This is a genomic window from Oscillatoria nigro-viridis PCC 7112, assembly GCF_000317475.1.
GTDB classification, from domain to species: domain Bacteria; phylum Cyanobacteriota; class Cyanobacteriia; order Cyanobacteriales; family Microcoleaceae; genus Microcoleus; species Microcoleus nigroviridis.
In genome coordinates, this window is sequence record NC_019729.1 from 2,712,155 (window position 1) to 2,729,989 (window position 17,835).

At 44.8% G+C, this 17,835-nt stretch carries 9 protein-coding genes; 7 read left to right on the top strand and 2 right to left on the bottom strand.

Annotated elements, in window-relative coordinates:
• Positions 1-114 precede the first annotated feature (114 nt).
• The 3 genes from OSC7112_RS11590 (at position 115) to OSC7112_RS11600 (ending at position 9,020) form a co-directional block, all read left to right on the top strand.
• Positions 115-2,499 carry a GAF domain-containing protein gene (locus OSC7112_RS11590; RefSeq protein ID WP_015176078.1) on the top strand — a complete coding sequence of 795 codons (2,385 nt, stop codon included), beginning with the start codon at positions 115-117 and terminating at the stop codon, positions 2,497-2,499.
• Positions 2,500-2,802: 303 nt separating this feature from the next.
• Positions 2,803-8,316, top strand: a complete 5,514-nt coding sequence (locus OSC7112_RS11595) for a trifunctional serine/threonine-protein kinase/ATP-binding protein/sensor histidine kinase (RefSeq protein ID WP_015176079.1) — start codon at positions 2,803-2,805, stop codon at positions 8,314-8,316.
• Positions 8,317-8,582: 266 nt separating this feature from the next.
• Complete coding sequence (locus OSC7112_RS11600) at positions 8,583-9,020, top strand: Tery_1686 family protein (protein WP_015176080.1); 438 nt, start codon at positions 8,583-8,585, stop codon at positions 9,018-9,020.
• Between the two features lie 98 nt (positions 9,021-9,118).
• Here the strand turns inward: OSC7112_RS11600 and OSC7112_RS11605 are convergent, their stop codons facing one another.
• Positions 9,119-9,544 (bottom strand): thiol-disulfide oxidoreductase DCC family protein, encoded by a 426-nt coding sequence (locus tag OSC7112_RS11605; RefSeq protein WP_015176081.1) that lies wholly within the window; start codon positions 9,542-9,544, stop codon positions 9,119-9,121.
• A gap of 75 nt (positions 9,545-9,619) precedes the next feature.
• Positions 9,620-12,700, bottom strand: a complete 3,081-nt coding sequence (locus OSC7112_RS11610; protein WP_015176082.1) for a PAS domain S-box protein — start codon at positions 12,698-12,700, stop codon at positions 9,620-9,622.
• A 744-nt stretch (positions 12,701-13,444) separates the two neighbouring features.
• On the opposite strand from OSC7112_RS11610, the gene OSC7112_RS11620 reads away from it, so the two are divergent.
• The 4 genes from OSC7112_RS11620 (at position 13,445) to OSC7112_RS11630 (ending at position 17,820) form a co-directional block, all read left to right on the top strand.
• Entirely contained in the window at positions 13,445-14,638 is a 1,194-nt protein-coding gene (locus OSC7112_RS11620) for an NAD(P)/FAD-dependent oxidoreductase (RefSeq protein WP_015176084.1), read from the top strand.
• A 3-nt stretch (positions 14,639-14,641) separates the two neighbouring features.
• Complete coding sequence (locus tag OSC7112_RS39615) at positions 14,642-14,803, top strand: hypothetical protein (RefSeq protein WP_190274380.1); 162 nt, start codon at positions 14,642-14,644, stop codon at positions 14,801-14,803.
• A 203-nt stretch (positions 14,804-15,006) separates the two neighbouring features.
• The gene (locus tag OSC7112_RS11625; protein ID WP_015176085.1) at positions 15,007-16,920 is read left to right on the top strand and encodes a S9 family peptidase; all 1,914 of its coding nucleotides are present in this window, start codon (positions 15,007-15,009) and stop codon (positions 16,918-16,920) included.
• 183 nt (positions 16,921-17,103) lie between these two features.
• Positions 17,104-17,820 carry an HAD-IA family hydrolase gene (locus OSC7112_RS11630; RefSeq protein ID WP_015176086.1) on the top strand — a complete coding sequence of 239 codons (717 nt, stop codon included), beginning with the start codon at positions 17,104-17,106 and terminating at the stop codon, positions 17,818-17,820.
• The last annotated feature ends 15 nt before the right edge of the window (positions 17,821-17,835 follow it).

Below are 17,835 nucleotides of genomic sequence, written 5' to 3' on the forward strand. Positions count from 1 at the left end.
GTTTCCGATACCCATACACAAACTTTACAAACAGGATCTAAGCTCTTGACAAAGCCATAATCGCCGATCGCTGATATTCTTTGGCCAAATCCACTGCTTTCAGGTGTTTTACTCATGTCTACTCCTAAATCGTCTTCCCATCAAAACAACAACTCCGTAAAATCACTGCCAGCGACAGATATCGTCGCAACAAAGCAAGACAGTAACAATCTGCCCAGCGAACCAAGTATAGAACAGCTACTGGAAGCTTTGGCGGGCCAAGTACCCAGTCAATCTGCTGAAATTGAACCCTTGAAAACGTGGAAACAAGATTTAAAGCGACTGTTTCAATTTCTCGGCGATCGCCGCGTTTTAATCGCAGTAATGGAACCGGGAACTTTTGCCCTGCGTTACGCTAACGCGGCATTTTGTCGCTTGGCCGGTTGGGAGGGAACGTCCTTGGCAACTCAATCTACCAACGGTTGGTTTGCAGAAACCAGCATCACTCTGCTGGAACTGTTCGAGGATTGGGGCGGCAAAACAGCAGAACAATTGTACCGCCGCCACCTTTTGCACTGGGTATTGAAGCAATATTATCAAATTGACCTCGACATTTTGCGGGTGCTAGACGAACCCGTCACGGCGAGTGTAAAAAACCCCAAACACCGAGAACCCAGATTCATTGAATTTTGGCTGGGTTCGGAACAGTTAAAAATTACTCGAATTGACTCAAAAATAGATGAATTTGCGGATATTTCTTTAAGATTAATGCCTGTTGCGGAACGGGAAGCTTGGCTGATGCAGCCGAATCAACTGGAAAATTTAGCCGATCGATTGCAGTTGGATAATTACCGCGTAGAAGGTTTGCTGCTGCTAGAAGGTTTTAATGTCACCGTGCAGGAGCAAATTCGGCGCCTGACTCAGTTATTGATCGATCGAGATTCGATGCTGCGGCCAGACAAATTTGATAAAATCGATCGGTGTTTGCGATCGCTCTTCAATGCTGACGGCACTTTGCTGCTGCGCCCCGACGGCGACCACGTACAGCTATTAGTTGCAAAAGACGGCGAACATTTGCAGCCGATTGTTTATTCAATGCACTCCCTAGAAGCTTCTCACTTTTTGAAGGCCACAGCAGCAAATCAAGTTTGGAACGTGCCAGATTTGCGTAGGGAGTGCGAAACCGAGTGCGATCGAACTTTGCGGAAAATGGGGACTCGATCGATGCTGCTGATACCGCTGGTAGTCAAATCTGTCACCCGCGAGGGGTGCGGGCAGCGGATTTTGGGTGTCGTGGGGCTGTTGTGCGATCGGCCCAACCACTTCAACGGCATTGACGCTCAACACGCCCAAGAACTCATTCCCGCCTTCATTGCAGGCCTGCGGCAAGCCATCCAAGAGCGGTTTACCCACATTCACAACATCCACCCCGCAGTAGAGTGGCGGTTCGCCCAAGAAGCAGAAAGGCGAAGTTGGGGACTGCCCCCAGAAACAATCGTATTTGCTGACGTTTATCCGCTGTACGGAATTTCGGACATTCGCGGTTCTAGCGACGAAAGAAACCGAGCCATTCAAACTGATTTGCTCGAACAATTCCGCTTAGGTTTAGTCATAGCTGATGCCGTTTGCGAAACACAAACTACCCACCTCGGCGAGCAACTGCGGCTCGACTTGCTTGACTACATCCAGCATTTAAAAGAAAAAGTAACAGTCGATATGGAGGTGCGAGCAGCCGAGTATTTAAACGAGCGTTTAGAAATATATTTTGACTATTTTGTGCAGTGCAGCCCCAGAGTTCAGGCAGCCGTTGAAGCTTACCGAGCAGCCTGCGACAACGAACACAAATGCGTTTACAGCGATCGCAGCCGCTACGACCAAATGCTGAACCTAATCAGCACCAAACTCCAAGAAACCTGGGCCCGCTGGCAAGAAAAAATGCAGCAAATTCTTCCCCACTACTGCGACATCGAATGCACCGACGGCATCGATCACATGATTTATGTAGGAAAATCGATCGACCCCAAATTCAGCCCGTTTCACCTGCACAGTTTGCGGTACGAACAACTGCGAGCAATTTGCGACTGCGGCCGCACAGTTTTTCGCCTGCAAGCCGAGTCTCAAATTGACATGGAACTCGCACATTTAGTCTTAGTGCAGAATACCACGATCGACATTTTTCACAACGAAAATAATGAAAAAATGTTTGACGTAAAAGGCACCCGCGACATCCGCTACGAACTCGTCAAAAAGCGCATCGAAAAAGCCGTGGATAAGGACGCACAAGAGCGAATTACCCAGTCGGGGATGTTGACAGTCGTTTATTCAACTGAAGACGAATGGGAAGAGTACCAACAATACTTGCGCTACTTGTCTCGCGAAGGTTGGGTTGAACCAAAAGTTCAGACTGGCATGGTAGAATCGCTGCAAGGAGTCAGCGGTTTAAAATTCGCCCGCGTCCGCATTTTACCAGAGCCAGAATCACTTTCTACTATCTGTGAAGTTACGGTTGTTATCGATTGAGAACCCGCTCAATTGCCCGTTTAAGGCCCAGTGCGATCGCTCCCATCCCCTCCTATTTAAGGCCCAGTGCGATCGCTCCCATCCCCTGAAAAACGGTAGATCGAAAGCATTCGGTACTCACACACAAGACCGAGATTACATTTAATATGTTTTGACACAAACGAGCAATCCCGCATTTTCAGTTAGTGTATATTCCGTGTGATTGGAAATCGCCAAATACACGATCAAAATCACACCAAATCAAGATTAATTAGTGTTAATCTAACGATAATTAGCTCCTGTAATTTCTAACTAACTTAAGTGATGTTAACCTTATCCGAATACCAAATAAATTCTACTCTGCACGAAGGCGTCGAAACAATAATCTATCGCGGACAAACACCGACAGACGCGGCCCCAGCAATTCTGAAAGTTCTCAAAGCCGAATATCCCACCCTCGAAGCCATTACCAGGCTCAAACACGAATATCAAATCCGCCAAAATTTAGACAGCGAACAAATCGTCAAAGCCATCAGTCTCGAAACATTTGACCACCGATTAGGAATCGTTTTAGAAGACTTTGGCGGCGAATCCCTCGCCAAACTGCTGGAAAGAGAAACCTTGAGCCTGCAAGCAAATTTAAACATCGCCATCCAAATTGTCAAAGCCTTACATTACCTGCATTTTCAGCACATTATTCACAAAGACATCAAACCCAGCAACATCATAATTAACTCGCAAACAAAACAAGTAAAACTCACCGACTTCGGCATTGCTACAAAACTCAACAAAGAAAATCCGCAATTTAAAAATCCCAACTCAGTCGAAGGCACATTAGCCTATATGTCACCCGAACAAACCGGGAGAATGAACCGCACCCTCGACTACCGCACCGACTTTTATTCCCTTGGTATCACATTATATGAAATGCTGACAGGCAAATTGCCTTTCCCCAGCAACGACCCCTTAGAAATAGTTTACAGCCACATCGCAGTTCAACCAATATATCCCCATCAAATCAATTCAGAAATACCTGTCGCCATCTCAGAGATAGTGATGAAATTGATGGCAAAAAATTCCGAAGATAGATATCAAAGTGCGGGCGGATTGTTAGCAGACTTAGAAAGTTGTTTGTATCAGTTAGAAACCACCGGACAAATTGCCGACTTCATCCCCGGACGCTTAGATATTCTCAGCCAATTGTTAATCCCCCAAAAATTGTACGGTAGAGAACAACAAGTCAACGAACTATTAGCAGCATTTGAACGTGTAGGGGCGGGTTCACCCAAATCTTTGCCACCCAACCTAAATACAGAAAAACCCGCCCGCCCCAATGCAGAAACCCTTTCAGCCGCATCTTTGCCACCCAACCAAAATACAGAAAAATTCGCCCATTGCCAAAGCGAATTAATGCTAGTATCAGGCTACTCAGGCATCGGTAAATCAGCCGTAGTCAACGAAGTTAGCAAACCAATTACCAGGTCAAAAGGTTACTTCATCAGCGGCAAATTTGACCAATTAAAACGCAACATTCCCTATGCCTCATTAATCCAAGCATTTAACTCCTTGCTGCGGCAATTGCTAACAGAAAGTGCACTTTCATTAGAAATATGGCGCACTAAAATTTTAACAGCAGTGGGAACAGACGGCCAAGTAATTGCCGACGTAATTCCAAAAGTTGAATTAATCATCGGCAAACAGCCAAAAGTGCCAGAACTCGCCCCCGTAGAATCCCAAAATCGATTCAATCGGGTATTCAAAGAATTTATTCGCGTTTTCGCGCAAAAAGAACACCCCCTAGTTATCTTTTTAGACGATTTGCAGTGGGCGGATTCAGCAACTTTAAAGTTAATGCAAATACTGATAACTGACCCTGACCAGGAATATTTGTTGCTAATCGGTGCTTATCGAGACAATGAAGTTAGTCCGACCCACCCCTTAATTCAGACAGTAGAAGAAATTGAAAAAACTGGTACAATTGTCAACAATATCGTGTTGCAACCGCTGGATTTAGAAAATGTGACGGAATTAGTCACTGAAACACTTAACGATTGCACAGAAAAAGTAACAAATCTAGCCGATTTAATCTGGAATAAAACTGGCGGCAATCCTTTTTTCTTGACCCAATTACTCCAAGCACTTTATCAAGACTCTCTTTTAAGATTTGAATTTAATCACAGTACAAATGAGGGAAGTCAAAGTGGTTGGTATTGGAGTATCGATGAAATCCAAGCCATTGGAATCACCGATAAAAGTGTGGTGGAACTGGTAGCTTCTCGCATTGAAAAGCTGCCCGCACCCACGCAAGAAATGTTGAAGCTAGCAGCTTGCGTGGGAGATAAATTTGCTCTAGATGTGCTGTCACTTGTTAGCGAAAAGTCAGCTAATACTACAGCTACTGAACTTTATTCAGCTTTGCAAGCAGGCTTAATTCTACCATTGAGCGATGCCTATCGCATTCCTTTAGTTTTCGATCGAGCCGAATCAATCAATCTCAAGTTAGACACTTCGCGAGTTAGTTACAAATTTTTGCACGATCGCGTTCAGCAAGCCGCCTATTCGCTAATTCCCGAAGATCAAAAGCAATCTACTCATTTAAAAGTCGGTCAATTACTGTTACAAAATACTCCCTCAGACAAGCTCGAAGAAAACATTTTTGATATTGTCAATCAGTTGAATGCCGGAATTGACACGATTAGCCAGCCAGTCGAAAAAATTGATTTAGCAAGATTAAATTTAACGGCTGGACGCAAGGCAAAAGCCGCGAGTGCTTATGAAGCTGCTGTTAGGTATTTGCGGGTGGCTATGGAATTATTGCCTGCCGATTCTTGGCAAAGTCACTATGACTTAACGTTAGCAATTTACGAGTCAACGGCAGAATCTGAATACTTAAACATCAACTATGAAGATTCCAAAAATATGGTTGATATTGTACTGCAAAAAGCTAAAACCTTACTGGAAAAAGTGAATGTTTATGAACTTCAAATCCAGTCTTATAACGCTCAAAATAGAGTAGTAGAAGCACTGAATACAGGACTGGAAGTGCTGAAACTGTTAGGTCTTTCTTTTCCTCAAAATCCCAAGGCGCTAAATATTGTGGCGGGACTGAGTAATACCAAACTGAGCTTGGGATTGAAACGAATTGAGGATTTAGCTAACTTGCCAGAAATGATCGATCCCGAAAAACAAGCAGCCATGCGGATTTTATCAGGGATTCTCAGCAGTGCTATTCAGGCAAAACCCCCACTGATACCGCTGCTGGCATTTAGGATGGTCAAGCTGTGTATTAAATACGGTAATTCGCCTTATGCAAGTATTGCCTACGTTTATTATGGCGTAGTTATGTGCAAGCTAGGGGACATTAGTTTGGCATACCAATTCGGTCAACTGGCAATTAGGCTGTTAGACAAATTTCCCTCCAGTTCAATCAAAAGTAGAGTTTATGCAACATTTGGTTCTTTTATTCACCACTGGAAAGCCCCTCTCAAGTCAGGATTAGGCGATCTCAAAGAAGGTTTTCAAACTGGGATGGAAACTGGAGAGTTGGAATTTGCTGGTTATGCTATCGGTGCATATTGCTTAAACAAACTGTCGATAGGAGAGCCTCTAGATTTGGTGGATCTGGAGAGTGGTAAATATATGAAACTAATGGAGCAATCTCAACTTGAAATGGCTGTACAGTATATAAGTATAGCCAGGCAGACAGCCCTCAATTTGCGCGGTCAAGCTGTCGAACCCTGTCATTTAGTCGGTGAGAGATTTAATGAAGTCAAAACGCTCCCCATTTTAATAGAAGTTAAAAACTTTTTTTTAGTTGGTTTGGTTTATCATGCCAAAACTCAGCTTAATTTTATCTTCAGAAACTACACGCAAGCATTAGAAAATTCAAGGTTATTTGAGAAACATGAGGAGTCGGTAGCCGGATTTGATGTGGTTGCTCTGAATAATTTTTACTCCTCTCTCAGTATCATAGCTTTGTATCCAGCAACTGGCAAAGGGGAACAAAAGGAATATTTGGAAAAAGTGCTGCAAAACCAAAAGAAGATGAAAAAATGGGCAGTTCATGCTCCGATGAACTATCAACACAAATACGACTTGGTAGCAGCGGAAAGAGCGCGAGTTTTGGGGCAAAATACCCAAGCAATGGATTTGTACGATCGCGCAATTGATGGAGCAGCTACAAACGGTTACATTCAAGATGAAGCATTAGCCTATGAATTAGCAGGAGAATTTTATCAAGCTTTGGGTAAAGAGATAGTTTCTCAAGCATATCTGACTAAAGCCTATTATGGATATATTCATTGGGGAGCCATAGCTAAAGTTAAACACTTAGAATCAACACATCCTTTCTTAGCAGCACAGACGCGCACGATTCAAACCCCAACTCTCGATGTCACCCGCACTACCACTGGAAATACTACCAGTAGTAGTTTAGGCGATTTCTTAGACTTAGCTACTTTTATTAAGTCGGCGCAAGCCATTAACGGTGAAATTGTTCTCGAAAAATTGTTGACCAAATTAATCAAAATTATTTTAGAAAATGCGGCGGCTCAAAAAGTAGCGCTGCTGCTGCTGAAAAACGAGATCCTCTGCATAGAAGCTACCGGCAGTTTTGCGGAGGATACAGTGACACTTTTACCCTCTATTCCCGTAGAAAATAGTCAAGATGTTCCCCGGTCTGTGATTAATTACGTACACCGCAGTCAAAATCATCTGGTTTTAGACAATGCTACTGTTGCCGAACCTTTTAATGTAGATACCTACATTCAGAAATATCAACCCAAATCAATTCTCTGTTTGCCTATTATTTATCAATCTCAGCGGCGCGGCATAATTTATTTAGAAAATGCTTTGACAGTAGGAGCTTTTACAGCAGAGAGAGTAGAAGTATTCAAAGTGTTACTTTCTCAAGTTGCTATTGCTGTAGAAAATGCTGGTTTGTACGCGCGCGAGAAAGAAAAATCTCAACAGTTAGAAAAATCTTTCAATGAACTGCAACAGGCGCAACTGCAACTCATTCAAAGCGAAAAAATGTCGGCTCTCGGCAACTTGATTGCAGGGGTAGCTCACGAAATTAACAATCCGCTTGGTTTTATTGCGGGCAATCTTGATGCTGCTGCTGAGGCTAGCTTAGATTTGATTGATTGCTTACAACTTTACCAAGAAAAATTTCCTAATCCTGGAGATGAGTTAGAGGATAAAGCATCGGAGATTGATTTAGAATATTTGATCGAAGATTTGCCAAAAATGCTTTTATCTATGAAATCAGGTACAGATCGCATCCGCAATATTAGCAAGTCTTTGCGGACTTTTTCCCGCGCTGACAGTGCGAATAAAGTGTCAGCAAATATTCATGAGGGCATCGACAGCACTTTGATGATTTTACAGTATCGCCTGAAAGCTAAAGATACTCGCCCCGCGATTAAAATTATCAAAGAATACGGAGATATTCCGCCAGTTAAATGTTATTTTGGGCAACTGAATCAGGTATTTATGAATTTGCTGGCAAATGCGATCGAGTGTTTTGAGGAATTCAATCAGGGTCGTACTTACGCGGAAATTGAAGCTTTACCGAATACGATCGCCATTATTACTCATTTCTCCGAGGATAACAACAGCGTGGTGATTAAAATCAAAGATAACGGTCAAGGGATGTCATCGGAGGTCAAGTCGAAAATATTTGACCATTTATTTACAACCAAAGGAGTAGGGAAAGGTACGGGTTTGGGGTTGTCCATCAGCAGGCAAATTGTGGAAGAAACCCACGGCGGTAAACTAACTTGTGAATCGGTGCTGGGAGAAGGTTCGGAATTTGCGATCGCCCTGCCGCTGAATTAAGATTATGGAACTATGGCGTGTTTTAAAACCCGGAGATCCCCCCTCACCCCCCTTAATAAGGGGGGACAAGAGTATGATCAAAGTCCCCCTTTTTAAGGGGGATTTAGGGGGATCGAGACTCGACCAAAAACGGCAGAACACATATATGAAAATTTGTCAATGCCTAATTATTTCTGAAAAAGTCCGCTGTTCACAGTTTACATTCGGGAGTATGCAGTTACATTATTAGCTAAATGTAATAACTATATTTGATAGGAGTTTTTTGAGTGAACGCTGCCGAACAAGCCAAAAATATAGAAGTTGCCAGCAAAATTGCTGCGGTTGTTAATTTATTCAAGTCCGAATTCCCGGATGCAAAAGTCGATTTGAAACCTTGGATGAATGACGAGGATACCAGAGAACTTGTAGATCCAGATTCGATCGACATTGGCTTCCATTTTCCCGGTAGAAGTCGCTTGCTGCAAAGCCGCAGCATTTTGATTCAAATCCGATTTTACCAAGATCCGGTGGAAGGATATCGGCGGGCGATCGGGGTTGAGGCGGCCGGTTACGATCATAGCGGTCAGCAGTGGCACTTTTCTACTGTAGAAAATTGGAATTTTCTCGGCATAACCGAACCTGCGGTGGAGTCGGCGCAAAAACTCAAAGACTTTTGCCAGCAGATATTCGATTTGTTTAATCAGTCAATCGATTTTAGATTTTAGATTTTAGATTTTAGATTGAAGGTCATTCGGCGATTGAAATCGCTTCTTGTCGAACGAAGTCCACTCCAAGCGGACTAAGAAATAAGCTGGATTTGGTATTAGTCCTTGCTATTATCGCAATTGCCGATCGACTTACAGCCAACTGGATAAACAGATTTGTAAGTAGTCGATCGCTTGCCAAACAAAGTATAGCGGTTATCGCGGACTTGTTCGTACACGCGATCGCCCATCCACTTCATCCCCGGCATTGCCCGGTAAGCAGCCACAAACACCTCGCCAGCAGGAAGTATCCGCCCGATTTCCTCCGCCGCATCGCTGCCCTGCCAGCGCCGTTCCGGGGTGTTGCCATCTATCAAAATCATCCCCATTTCGCAGTCTTCAGACGTAATCCCAAAGCGATTTAATCGATCTAAATCTTGCATGGAAATATACTCAAAATTCTGGCCTTTATCTAAATTTTCTAGTAACTGCACCAAGGTAACGCAGAGATTGCAATTGCCGTCGTAAATTACGTTATATTTCATGGTTTTGGGGAATGGGGAATGGGGAATGGGGAATGGGGCATTGGGAATAGGTAATTGGTAGTAAATAACTACTGACTACTGACGGTTCCCTACAGGAATCTCGATCGCAAATTCCGTGCCTTGACCCGGTGCAGAATCGCACTTAAGCAGCCCGCCGTGTTTTTCCACCACAATTTGATAGCTGATAGACAGCCCCAAACCAGTACCTTTACCAGGTTCTTTCGTAGTAAAAAACGGATCGAACAGCCTTTTGTGAACATCTATCGGAATCCCCGGCCCGTTGTCAGCAATCCGAATCACAATATGAGAAGGATGCCGCATTGAAGCATCAGAAACCGCAGAATCTGCCTGCCTCACAGTATCCTGTTTATATTTTACATCCGTACAAATCCGCAGCGTCGGCGAAGGACAATAAGGAATAGGCGCCAGTTGTCCCTCTGCCCACTGTCCAGTCTCCATTGCCTCTTCCAAAGCATCAATTGCATTGCCAATAATATTCATAAAAACCTGATTCAACTGTCCCGCATAACACTGTACGCGGGGCAAATCTCCGAACTCTTTGAGCAGCACAATTTTAGGACGCCCTGCCGTTTCTTTCAACCTGTGCTGCAAAATCAACAAAGTGCTTTCAATCCCTTCGTGAATATCCACCTGCTTTTGTTCGGCTTCATCTAATCGCGAAAAATTCTTCAGTGACAGGACAATTTGGCGAATTCGCTCTGCTCCCATTTTCATCGAATTTAACAGCTTCGGCAAATCTCTGAGCAGAAAATTCAAATCGATATCATTTATCTCTTGTTGAATTGCTCCTGTGGGGTGCGGGTATTCCTGCTGGTAAAGCTGAAGCACTTTTAGCAAGTCTTTAAAGTAATCGTCAGCGTGCATAACGTTGCCGTAAATAAAGCTAACTGGATTGTTAATTTCGTGAGCAACGCCAGCGACTAATTGGCCCAAACTTACCATTTTTTCATTTTGAACCATCATGCTTTGAGTTTTATGCACGTCCCGCAGGGCTTTGGCCAATTCTTGATTTTTAGCCCTCAATTGACTTTCGGAAAGCTGCACCGCTTCTTCGGCGTGTTTGCGAGCGGTAATATCTTTGCGAATTGCTACATATTGATGGGGTTCTCCCCTGGTATTTAAGCAAGGTACAATCGTAGTATCCAACCAGAATAATGTGCCGTCTTTAGCTTGATTTTTCATTTCCCCCCGCCAAACCTTTCCCTGGCGGATGGTTGACCAAAGCTGCTTGAAAAAATCTGCTGAATGATAGCCAGAATTGACAAGTCTGTGGGTTTTGCCGATCAGTTCTTCTCGGGAATATTTAAATTGTTCGCAAAATTGATCGTTGACATAGGTAATGGCTCCGCATTCGTCGGTATTCGAGACAATTGCCGATTGATCCAAAGCAAATTTTTCAAATTCCAACTCTTTGAGAGTTTGGCGCAATTCTGCTTCGGCAAGTTTTCGATCGCTAATATCGGTAATCATCCGCAACACCCCGGAAAATTCGCCAGCAGCATCGAACATCGGCGTCGCCGACACGATCGCCCACAAGTGAGATCCGTCTTTCCGAGTAAACTTAAAATCGTGGCGTTCGCGAATGCCTTCCCGCCTGCGCTGGACGTAACTTTCAGCTATTTTCCTACAGTCGCAGTCGATAAACTCAAATAGCGATCGCCCCAGCATTTCCTCCACAGTATACCCCAGCATTTCGGCCATCCGAGAGTTAGCAAAAGTCGTGATACTTTCGCTGTCAAACATCCAAACGCCCTCCGAAGCCGTCTCGACAATGCAGCGGTAATAATTCTCCCTCTCCCTGAGTGTTGCCTCTGCTTGCTTGCGATCGGTAATATCAGTTTGCACCGCAATAAAACCTTCGAGTTTCCCATTTTCTTGATAAATTGGGGCGATCGAAAGCGCCACCCAATAACCCCTTCCATCCTTGTTGTAATTGTAGATTTCCTGATTAAACGGCACGCCCGCAGCCAAAGCCGATCGCAGTTGAGCAATAGTTAGCGGGTCTGTTTGAGCGCCTTGCAGTACATCACCCGGTTTTTTGCCCTGCATTTCTGCCAGCACGTAACCGCTAATCCGAGTAAATCCTTCATTCACCCATTGAATGCAGCCTTGAGCATCAGTAATAATCACACCATTTTGCGTTTTTTGAGCCACAATGGCCAAGCGCGACAATTCTGTTTCAGTTTTTTTGGTTTCCGTAATATCTTCAGCAATACCCAGAATGTACTTAGGCGCGCCAGACTCGTCAAACAAAGGAACTTTTTTCGTGTGCAAAATCCGCTTTCCCCCGCGCGGAAGTTCGATAGTTTGTTCTGGCAAATCGACGCCTTTTCTCGTTGCCAACACTTCTAAATCTTGTGCTTGCAAGTAATTTGCCCGATCGGACTCCAAAAAGTCAGCAGCATGGTTTAAGATAACTTCATCCCTGGAATAGCCAAACAATTCTTCGCTAGCAGTATTCCAATAAATAAATTTTTGCTCTACAGCATCTTTAATAAAGACGCTAATCGGTAGATTTTGCAGTACCGCATTCAGAAAATCTTGAGTGTTTCGCAGCTTTTCCTCAGCTCGCTTTCGCTCAGTAATATCCAAAATCACTCCGTCGAGATAAACAACCCGACACAGAGAATTTGCGATCGGCGAACTCGGCGAATTCGGCGAAACCACAGCCGACAAAAAGCCCTCAATTTCCCCTTGTCCCTCTTGTCTTCCTCTAGCCTCGTCCGCCTCGCAGCAAACAGCTTTGCCTTTTTCGTAAACCCAGCTAATTTCGCCGTCAGCCCGGACAATCCGGTATTCAAGAATGTACGGAGTTCGGGTTGCTACACTTTTTTTGACAGTAGTATCCACATTTTTCCGGTCTTGAGGATGGATAATGCTTGCCAAGGAACGGACGCGATCGTTGATAAAATCAGAAGAGGGATAGCCTGATATTTCTTGAACAGCCTCGCTCAAAAACGCCGCTGTCCGTGTTAATTCCCCGTCGTCCGTATACTCGCAGGTACAGCGGTAGACAGCACCGGGAATATTAGCTACTAAATTTTTATATCGTTCTTCGCTTTTTAACAAAGATGAGCCGTCTTCGTTATTGCGATCGCCGTTCTTAAATTTAGAAGAATTGGAAGAAATTTGCATGATTTTTTTTCACTTGTGAGTGCCGGGGCAAGTGGTAGAGTAGATGACCCTATAAAAAGTGAATTTAATGTGCGAAATAATTCGTTATAAACTAATATAGTACAAAATTAGTTCGGCGAACATTCAGAAAATTTGAGGGCGGGTAATAGGTAAAGCTAATCAAGGCTAGAGATGTAGAAAACAGTTCGCAAACGCATTGTCTAACGGATTGAACGCATTTAACTGAGATGTTGCACCATTCTCGGTTCAAAGGCCTGACGGGCTGTTCCACAAAGAATGAATTTTTTGTGGGGAGTAGGGGTTGGGCAAGAGATCCCTCCCCTAAAATCCTGATAGTCTTGGACACAGGTACTACGATTTTCTGTGCTAAGAGAACGTAGCGAACCAATATCAAACCCTTGATTTAACGACCTTGAGTGCGTAAGTCCTTCCTTATTGAGAATGGTGCAAGATGCGAGTTTAACTCATATGTTGCACCATTCTCAATTAGCCTTTTCTGAACAGGCTTTCGGGGCTGTGAAGCGAGAAAATATATTCTTTGTAAAACAGGCCGGAAAGCCTGTTGCTGACAATGGTGCAACATCTCAGTTTAACGGATTTAACGGATGGATGTTGAGGTTCGAGGGAAAGAGGGAAGATTATCCCACTTTCCCACTCCCCCACTCTCCCCCTTCCCCACTCCCTCACTCTCGTTAGAATAAGATAAGTTTCCTTGCTACCGACCAGCCCCTCAAACAAAACACCATGACTCAACAACAACCCCGGATTTGCATTCTCGGCGGAGGCTTCGGCGGACTCTACACAGCCCTGCGCTTGAGTCAGTTACCCTTCTCCACAACCGAAAAACCCGAAATTGTTCTAGTTGACCGCCGCGATCGATTTTTGTTCGTTCCCCTGCTGTACGAACTGCTGACCGGCGAACTCCAAACCTGGGAAATTGCCCCGCCGTTTGCCGAACTCTTGCAAAACACAGGTGTGCGCTTTTGTCAAGGTACTGTCTCCGGCATCGATGTCGAGGAAAAGCGAGTGCTCTTGCACGACGGGCCAGAAATTCCGTGCGATCGCCTGGTTTTAGCTTTAGGCGGCGAAACGCCCCTAGATATGGTCAAGGGTGCAGTTGAATATGCTTACTCGTTTCGCACTCTCGACGACGCCTACCGCTTAGAAGAAAGACTGCGGTTTTTAGAAGCCAGCAACAACGACAAAATTCGGGTGGCGATCGTCGGGGCCGGTTATTCGGGAGTAGAATTAGCTTGTAAATTAGCCGATCGACTCGGAGACAAAGGTCGCGTGCGGTTAGTCGAGCAAACCGACATGATTCTGCGGACATCGCCGGAGTTTAACCGCGAAGCCGCCACCAAAGCTTTAGAAAAACGGCAAGTGTGGATCGACTTAGAAACAGCAGTAGAGGCGATCGGATCGGACACAATATCCTTACTTTACAAAGGACAAGTAGATGTTCTGCCCGTAGACATAGTGCTGTGGACAGTAGGAACTCAAGTTAGTCAAGCAGTGCGATCGCTACCCCTCAAACAAAACCGCCGCGGTCAATTAATAGTCAATTCGCAAATGCAAATTATCGACCATCCAGATATATTTGCCTTGGGAGACTTAGCTGAATGTCACGATGCAACTAATCAAAAAGTCCCCGGAACAGCCCAAACAGCCTTCCAGCAAGCTGACTACACCGCCTGGAACATTTGGGCCTCCCTCACCGGCCGCCCATTACTTCCTTTCCGCTATCAGCCGCTAGGAGAAATGATGACATTAGGAAATGACAACGCCACCCTGGCAGGTTTAGGAATTAAACTCGACGGACAACTAGCCCACATTGCTCGCCGCCTAGCCTATCTCTATCGGATGCCAACATTTGACCATCAACTAAAAGTTGGTTTCAATTGGATTAGCAAGCCGATTCAGGAGTTGCTTAAAAGTTAATCGATGCTTCTTCAAATAGATACAGCAGATTCTACGTTTATGAAGTACACCCCCGATCGATCGATACCCGTAGGGGCACTCCAAGAGTCCAAGGCCTGTCAATTGAAGTCTCTTTCCCTCAGTCCGTTAGTCCGGCAGGGGTTGAAACCCCTGCCTCAAAGCTGAAGTCCTCTAAAAGAGGACTAATAGATTTCTCCTAAAAAAACTATGGAAGCCTTGCCGTATTTGGACAAAAACCTATTTTTGGGAGATGTCTAATGAATTATTCAGTCCTCTTTTAGAGGACTTTAGCTATTAGACAGGGAATTCATTCCCTGGCGGACTAGCGGGCGAGTGCGACAGCTAGAGAATCTTAGCCAAAACAAACAATGCAAACTCATACATTTCAACAGTCAAAAACCGAACTTCCACCGTTGATAGAGCGGGAAATTCTGTTCGGAAACCCCGAAAAAACTAGCCCCCAACTTTCACCCGACGGCAAGTATCTCGCCTACATTGCACCAGATGAAAACAACGTCTTGCAAGTGCAATTGCGTACCGTCGGTCAAGCAGACGATCGCCAACTGACAGCAGATAAAAAACGCGGCATCCGCATCTTTTTGTGGACTTATAGCGGCGAAGAACTCATTTATCTTCAAGATACCGACGGTGATGAAAACTGGCATTTATTCTCAGTCAATATCCAGTCAAATCTGGTTCGCGACTTGACACCATTTCAAGGCGTTCAAGCTTATCCGATCGCCCTTGACCGCAACTTCCCCAATGAAATATTAGTGGGAATGAACATCCGCGATCGCAGCAAACACGACGTTTACCGCATCAACCTCAAAAATGGTGCAGTTGAATTTGACACCGACAACCCAGGTAACATCGTCGGTTGGACTGCTGACGCCCAATTCCAAGTGCGGGCGGCCACCGCCACAACTGCCGACGGCGGATCGGAATTGGTGTTTCGGGAAACTGCGGACAAGTCTTGGGAAAGCCTGCGAACTTGGGGGCCCGATGAGGAAGGCGGTGCCCTCATGTTCTCAGAAAACGGCAAAATTCTTTACATCATCGGCAATCACGATGCTAACGCCGAACGTTCGATCGCATTAGACTTAGAAACCAAACAAGAAACCGATCTCGCCTCTGACCCAGAATACGATGTCGGCGATATTTTGATACACCCCACCAAGCGAGAGATTCAGGCAGTTTCCTTCTACAAAGACAAACAAGAGTGGCAGATTTTAGACCAAAGCATAGCAGATGATTTTGAGGCGATCGGCAAATTCCGTCCCGGCGAATTCGACCTCACCAGCCGCAACCTCGCCGACACTACTTGGCTAATCGCTTACAGGACAGACGACGGCCCAGTTTACTACTATACCTACGATCGCGCCTCCAAAACCTGCACCTTCCTGTTCAGCAACCAACCAAAACTCGAAGGGCTACCGCTATCATCAATGGAACCCATTTCTTACACCGCAAGAGATGGTTTAACCATTCACGGCTACCTGACAAAACCTGTCGGAGTCGCCACACCCGTACCGACAGTCTTGCTAGTACACGGTGGCCCCTGGGGACGCGATACCTGGGGTTACGATTCAGAAGCCCAATGGCTGTCAAACCGAGGTTATGCCGTTTTGCAAATCAATTTTCGCGGTTCCGCCGGCTACGGCAAAGCCTTTCTCAATGCCGGCAATCGCGAATGGGCCGGTAAAATGCACGACGACTTGCTAGATGGGGTAAACTGGCTGGTAGAAACAGGAATTTCCCAACAGGATAAAATTGCGATTATGGGCGGTTCCTACGGTGGTTATGCTGCATTAGTCGGAGTGACTTTTACTCCCGATGTTTTTGCCTGCGCCGTCGATATTGTCGGCCCTAGCAATTTGATTACAATGATGGAAACTATTCCTCCTTATTGGGAAGCGCTGAAAGCAATGGAGTATCACCGCATCGGCAATTTGAAAACAGAACCGGAGTTTTTGAAATCGCGATCGCCCTTATTTTTAGTCGATCGCATCCAGAAACCTTTACTAATCGCCCAAGGTGCTAACGACCCGCGAGTAAAAGAATCAGAAAGCAAGCAAATTGTCAATGCCATGAAGCAAGCCGGCAAACCTGTAGAATACGTGCTGTATACAGACGAAGGACACGGATTTGCGCGGCCGGAAAATCGCCTGCACTTTTATGCGATCGCCGAAGAATTCCTAGCCAAATATTTAGGAGGCAGATTTGAACCGGCGAGCAACATTGCCAATCATTCTGGCGTGGTGAATCCGCAAACAACTAATTAGAATGAACAAGAAAAAAGCAAGAAGAAAGAAGGAATTAATCAAATCTCTATTCTCTTATATTCTCTTTTTTTCTCTTCTTTTCTCTTCTTTTCCTCTGTGTTCTCTGTGTCCTCTGTGGTTAAATCATTCCGATGCAACCGGATGTGCGATAAGTCCTCTTTCCTCTTCCCTTTTTCTTCTCAAATGACCAAAATTATTTTTATAGATGCCGCCGGTACACTATTTGACGTGCGCGGCAGCGTCGGCGAAGTCTACGGAAAATTTGCCCATAGGTTTGGAGTAACAGTTAAGAGTGAAGAGTTAAATGCAGCATTTTTTCAAAGTTTTGCCGACTCAAATCCGATGGCATTTCCCGGAAGAGAATTAGCCAAAATTCCCCAGCTAGAATTTGAATGGTGGCAAGCAGTTTGCGCGAACGCTTTTCAAATAGCAGGCGTTGTCAATCAATTCTCAGACTTTCCAAAGTTCTTTGCGGAACTATACGCTCATTTTGCCACCGCCGAACCTTGGTTCGTCTATCCCGACGTATTGCCAGCCTTAAATAAGTGGCAGCAAAAAGGAATTGAATTAGCAGTAGTATCGAATTTCGATTCCCGAATTTATCCCGTATTAAAAGCACTAAATTTAGCTGAATATTTCACATCAGTGACAATTTCCACCGAAGTTGGTGCAGCAAAACCAGACTCTCAAATTTTTACTGCGGCTTTGCAAAAGCACAACTGTATTCCCGAGAATGTGTTGCATATCGGCGACAGCTTCAAAGCAGATTATTGCGGTGCTAAAAATGCCGGGTTAAACGCAATTTGGTTGAATCGCCAACAGGAAAAAATAGATTCAGGAAAGTTGAATTTAACTGATTTCCAAAAATTAGAAGAGTTTCCCAGTCTGGATTTTATATAACTGACAAAGAAACCG

Excerpts from the sequence above, each read along its gene's own strand:
- OSC7112_RS11590 (WP_015176078.1), top strand. The coding sequence starts at position 115 with ATGTCTACTCCTAAATCGTCTTCCCATCAAAACAACAACTCCGTAAAA.
- OSC7112_RS11625 (WP_015176085.1), top strand. The coding sequence starts at position 15,007 with ATGCAAACTCATACATTTCAACAGTCAAAAACCGAACTTCCACCGTTG.
- OSC7112_RS11595 (WP_015176079.1), top strand. The coding sequence starts at position 2,803 with ATGTTAACCTTATCCGAATACCAAATAAATTCTACTCTGCACGAAGGC.
- OSC7112_RS11610 (WP_015176082.1), bottom strand. The coding sequence starts at position 12,700 with ATGCAAATTTCTTCCAATTCTTCTAAATTTAAGAACGGCGATCGCAAT.
- OSC7112_RS39615 (WP_190274380.1), top strand. The coding sequence starts at position 14,642 with ATGCTTCTTCAAATAGATACAGCAGATTCTACGTTTATGAAGTACACC.
- OSC7112_RS11630 (WP_015176086.1), top strand. The coding sequence starts at position 17,104 with ATGACCAAAATTATTTTTATAGATGCCGCCGGTACACTATTTGACGTG.
- OSC7112_RS11620 (WP_015176084.1), top strand. The coding sequence starts at position 13,445 with ATGACTCAACAACAACCCCGGATTTGCATTCTCGGCGGAGGCTTCGGC.
- OSC7112_RS11605 (WP_015176081.1), bottom strand. The coding sequence starts at position 9,544 with ATGAAATATAACGTAATTTACGACGGCAATTGCAATCTCTGCGTTACC.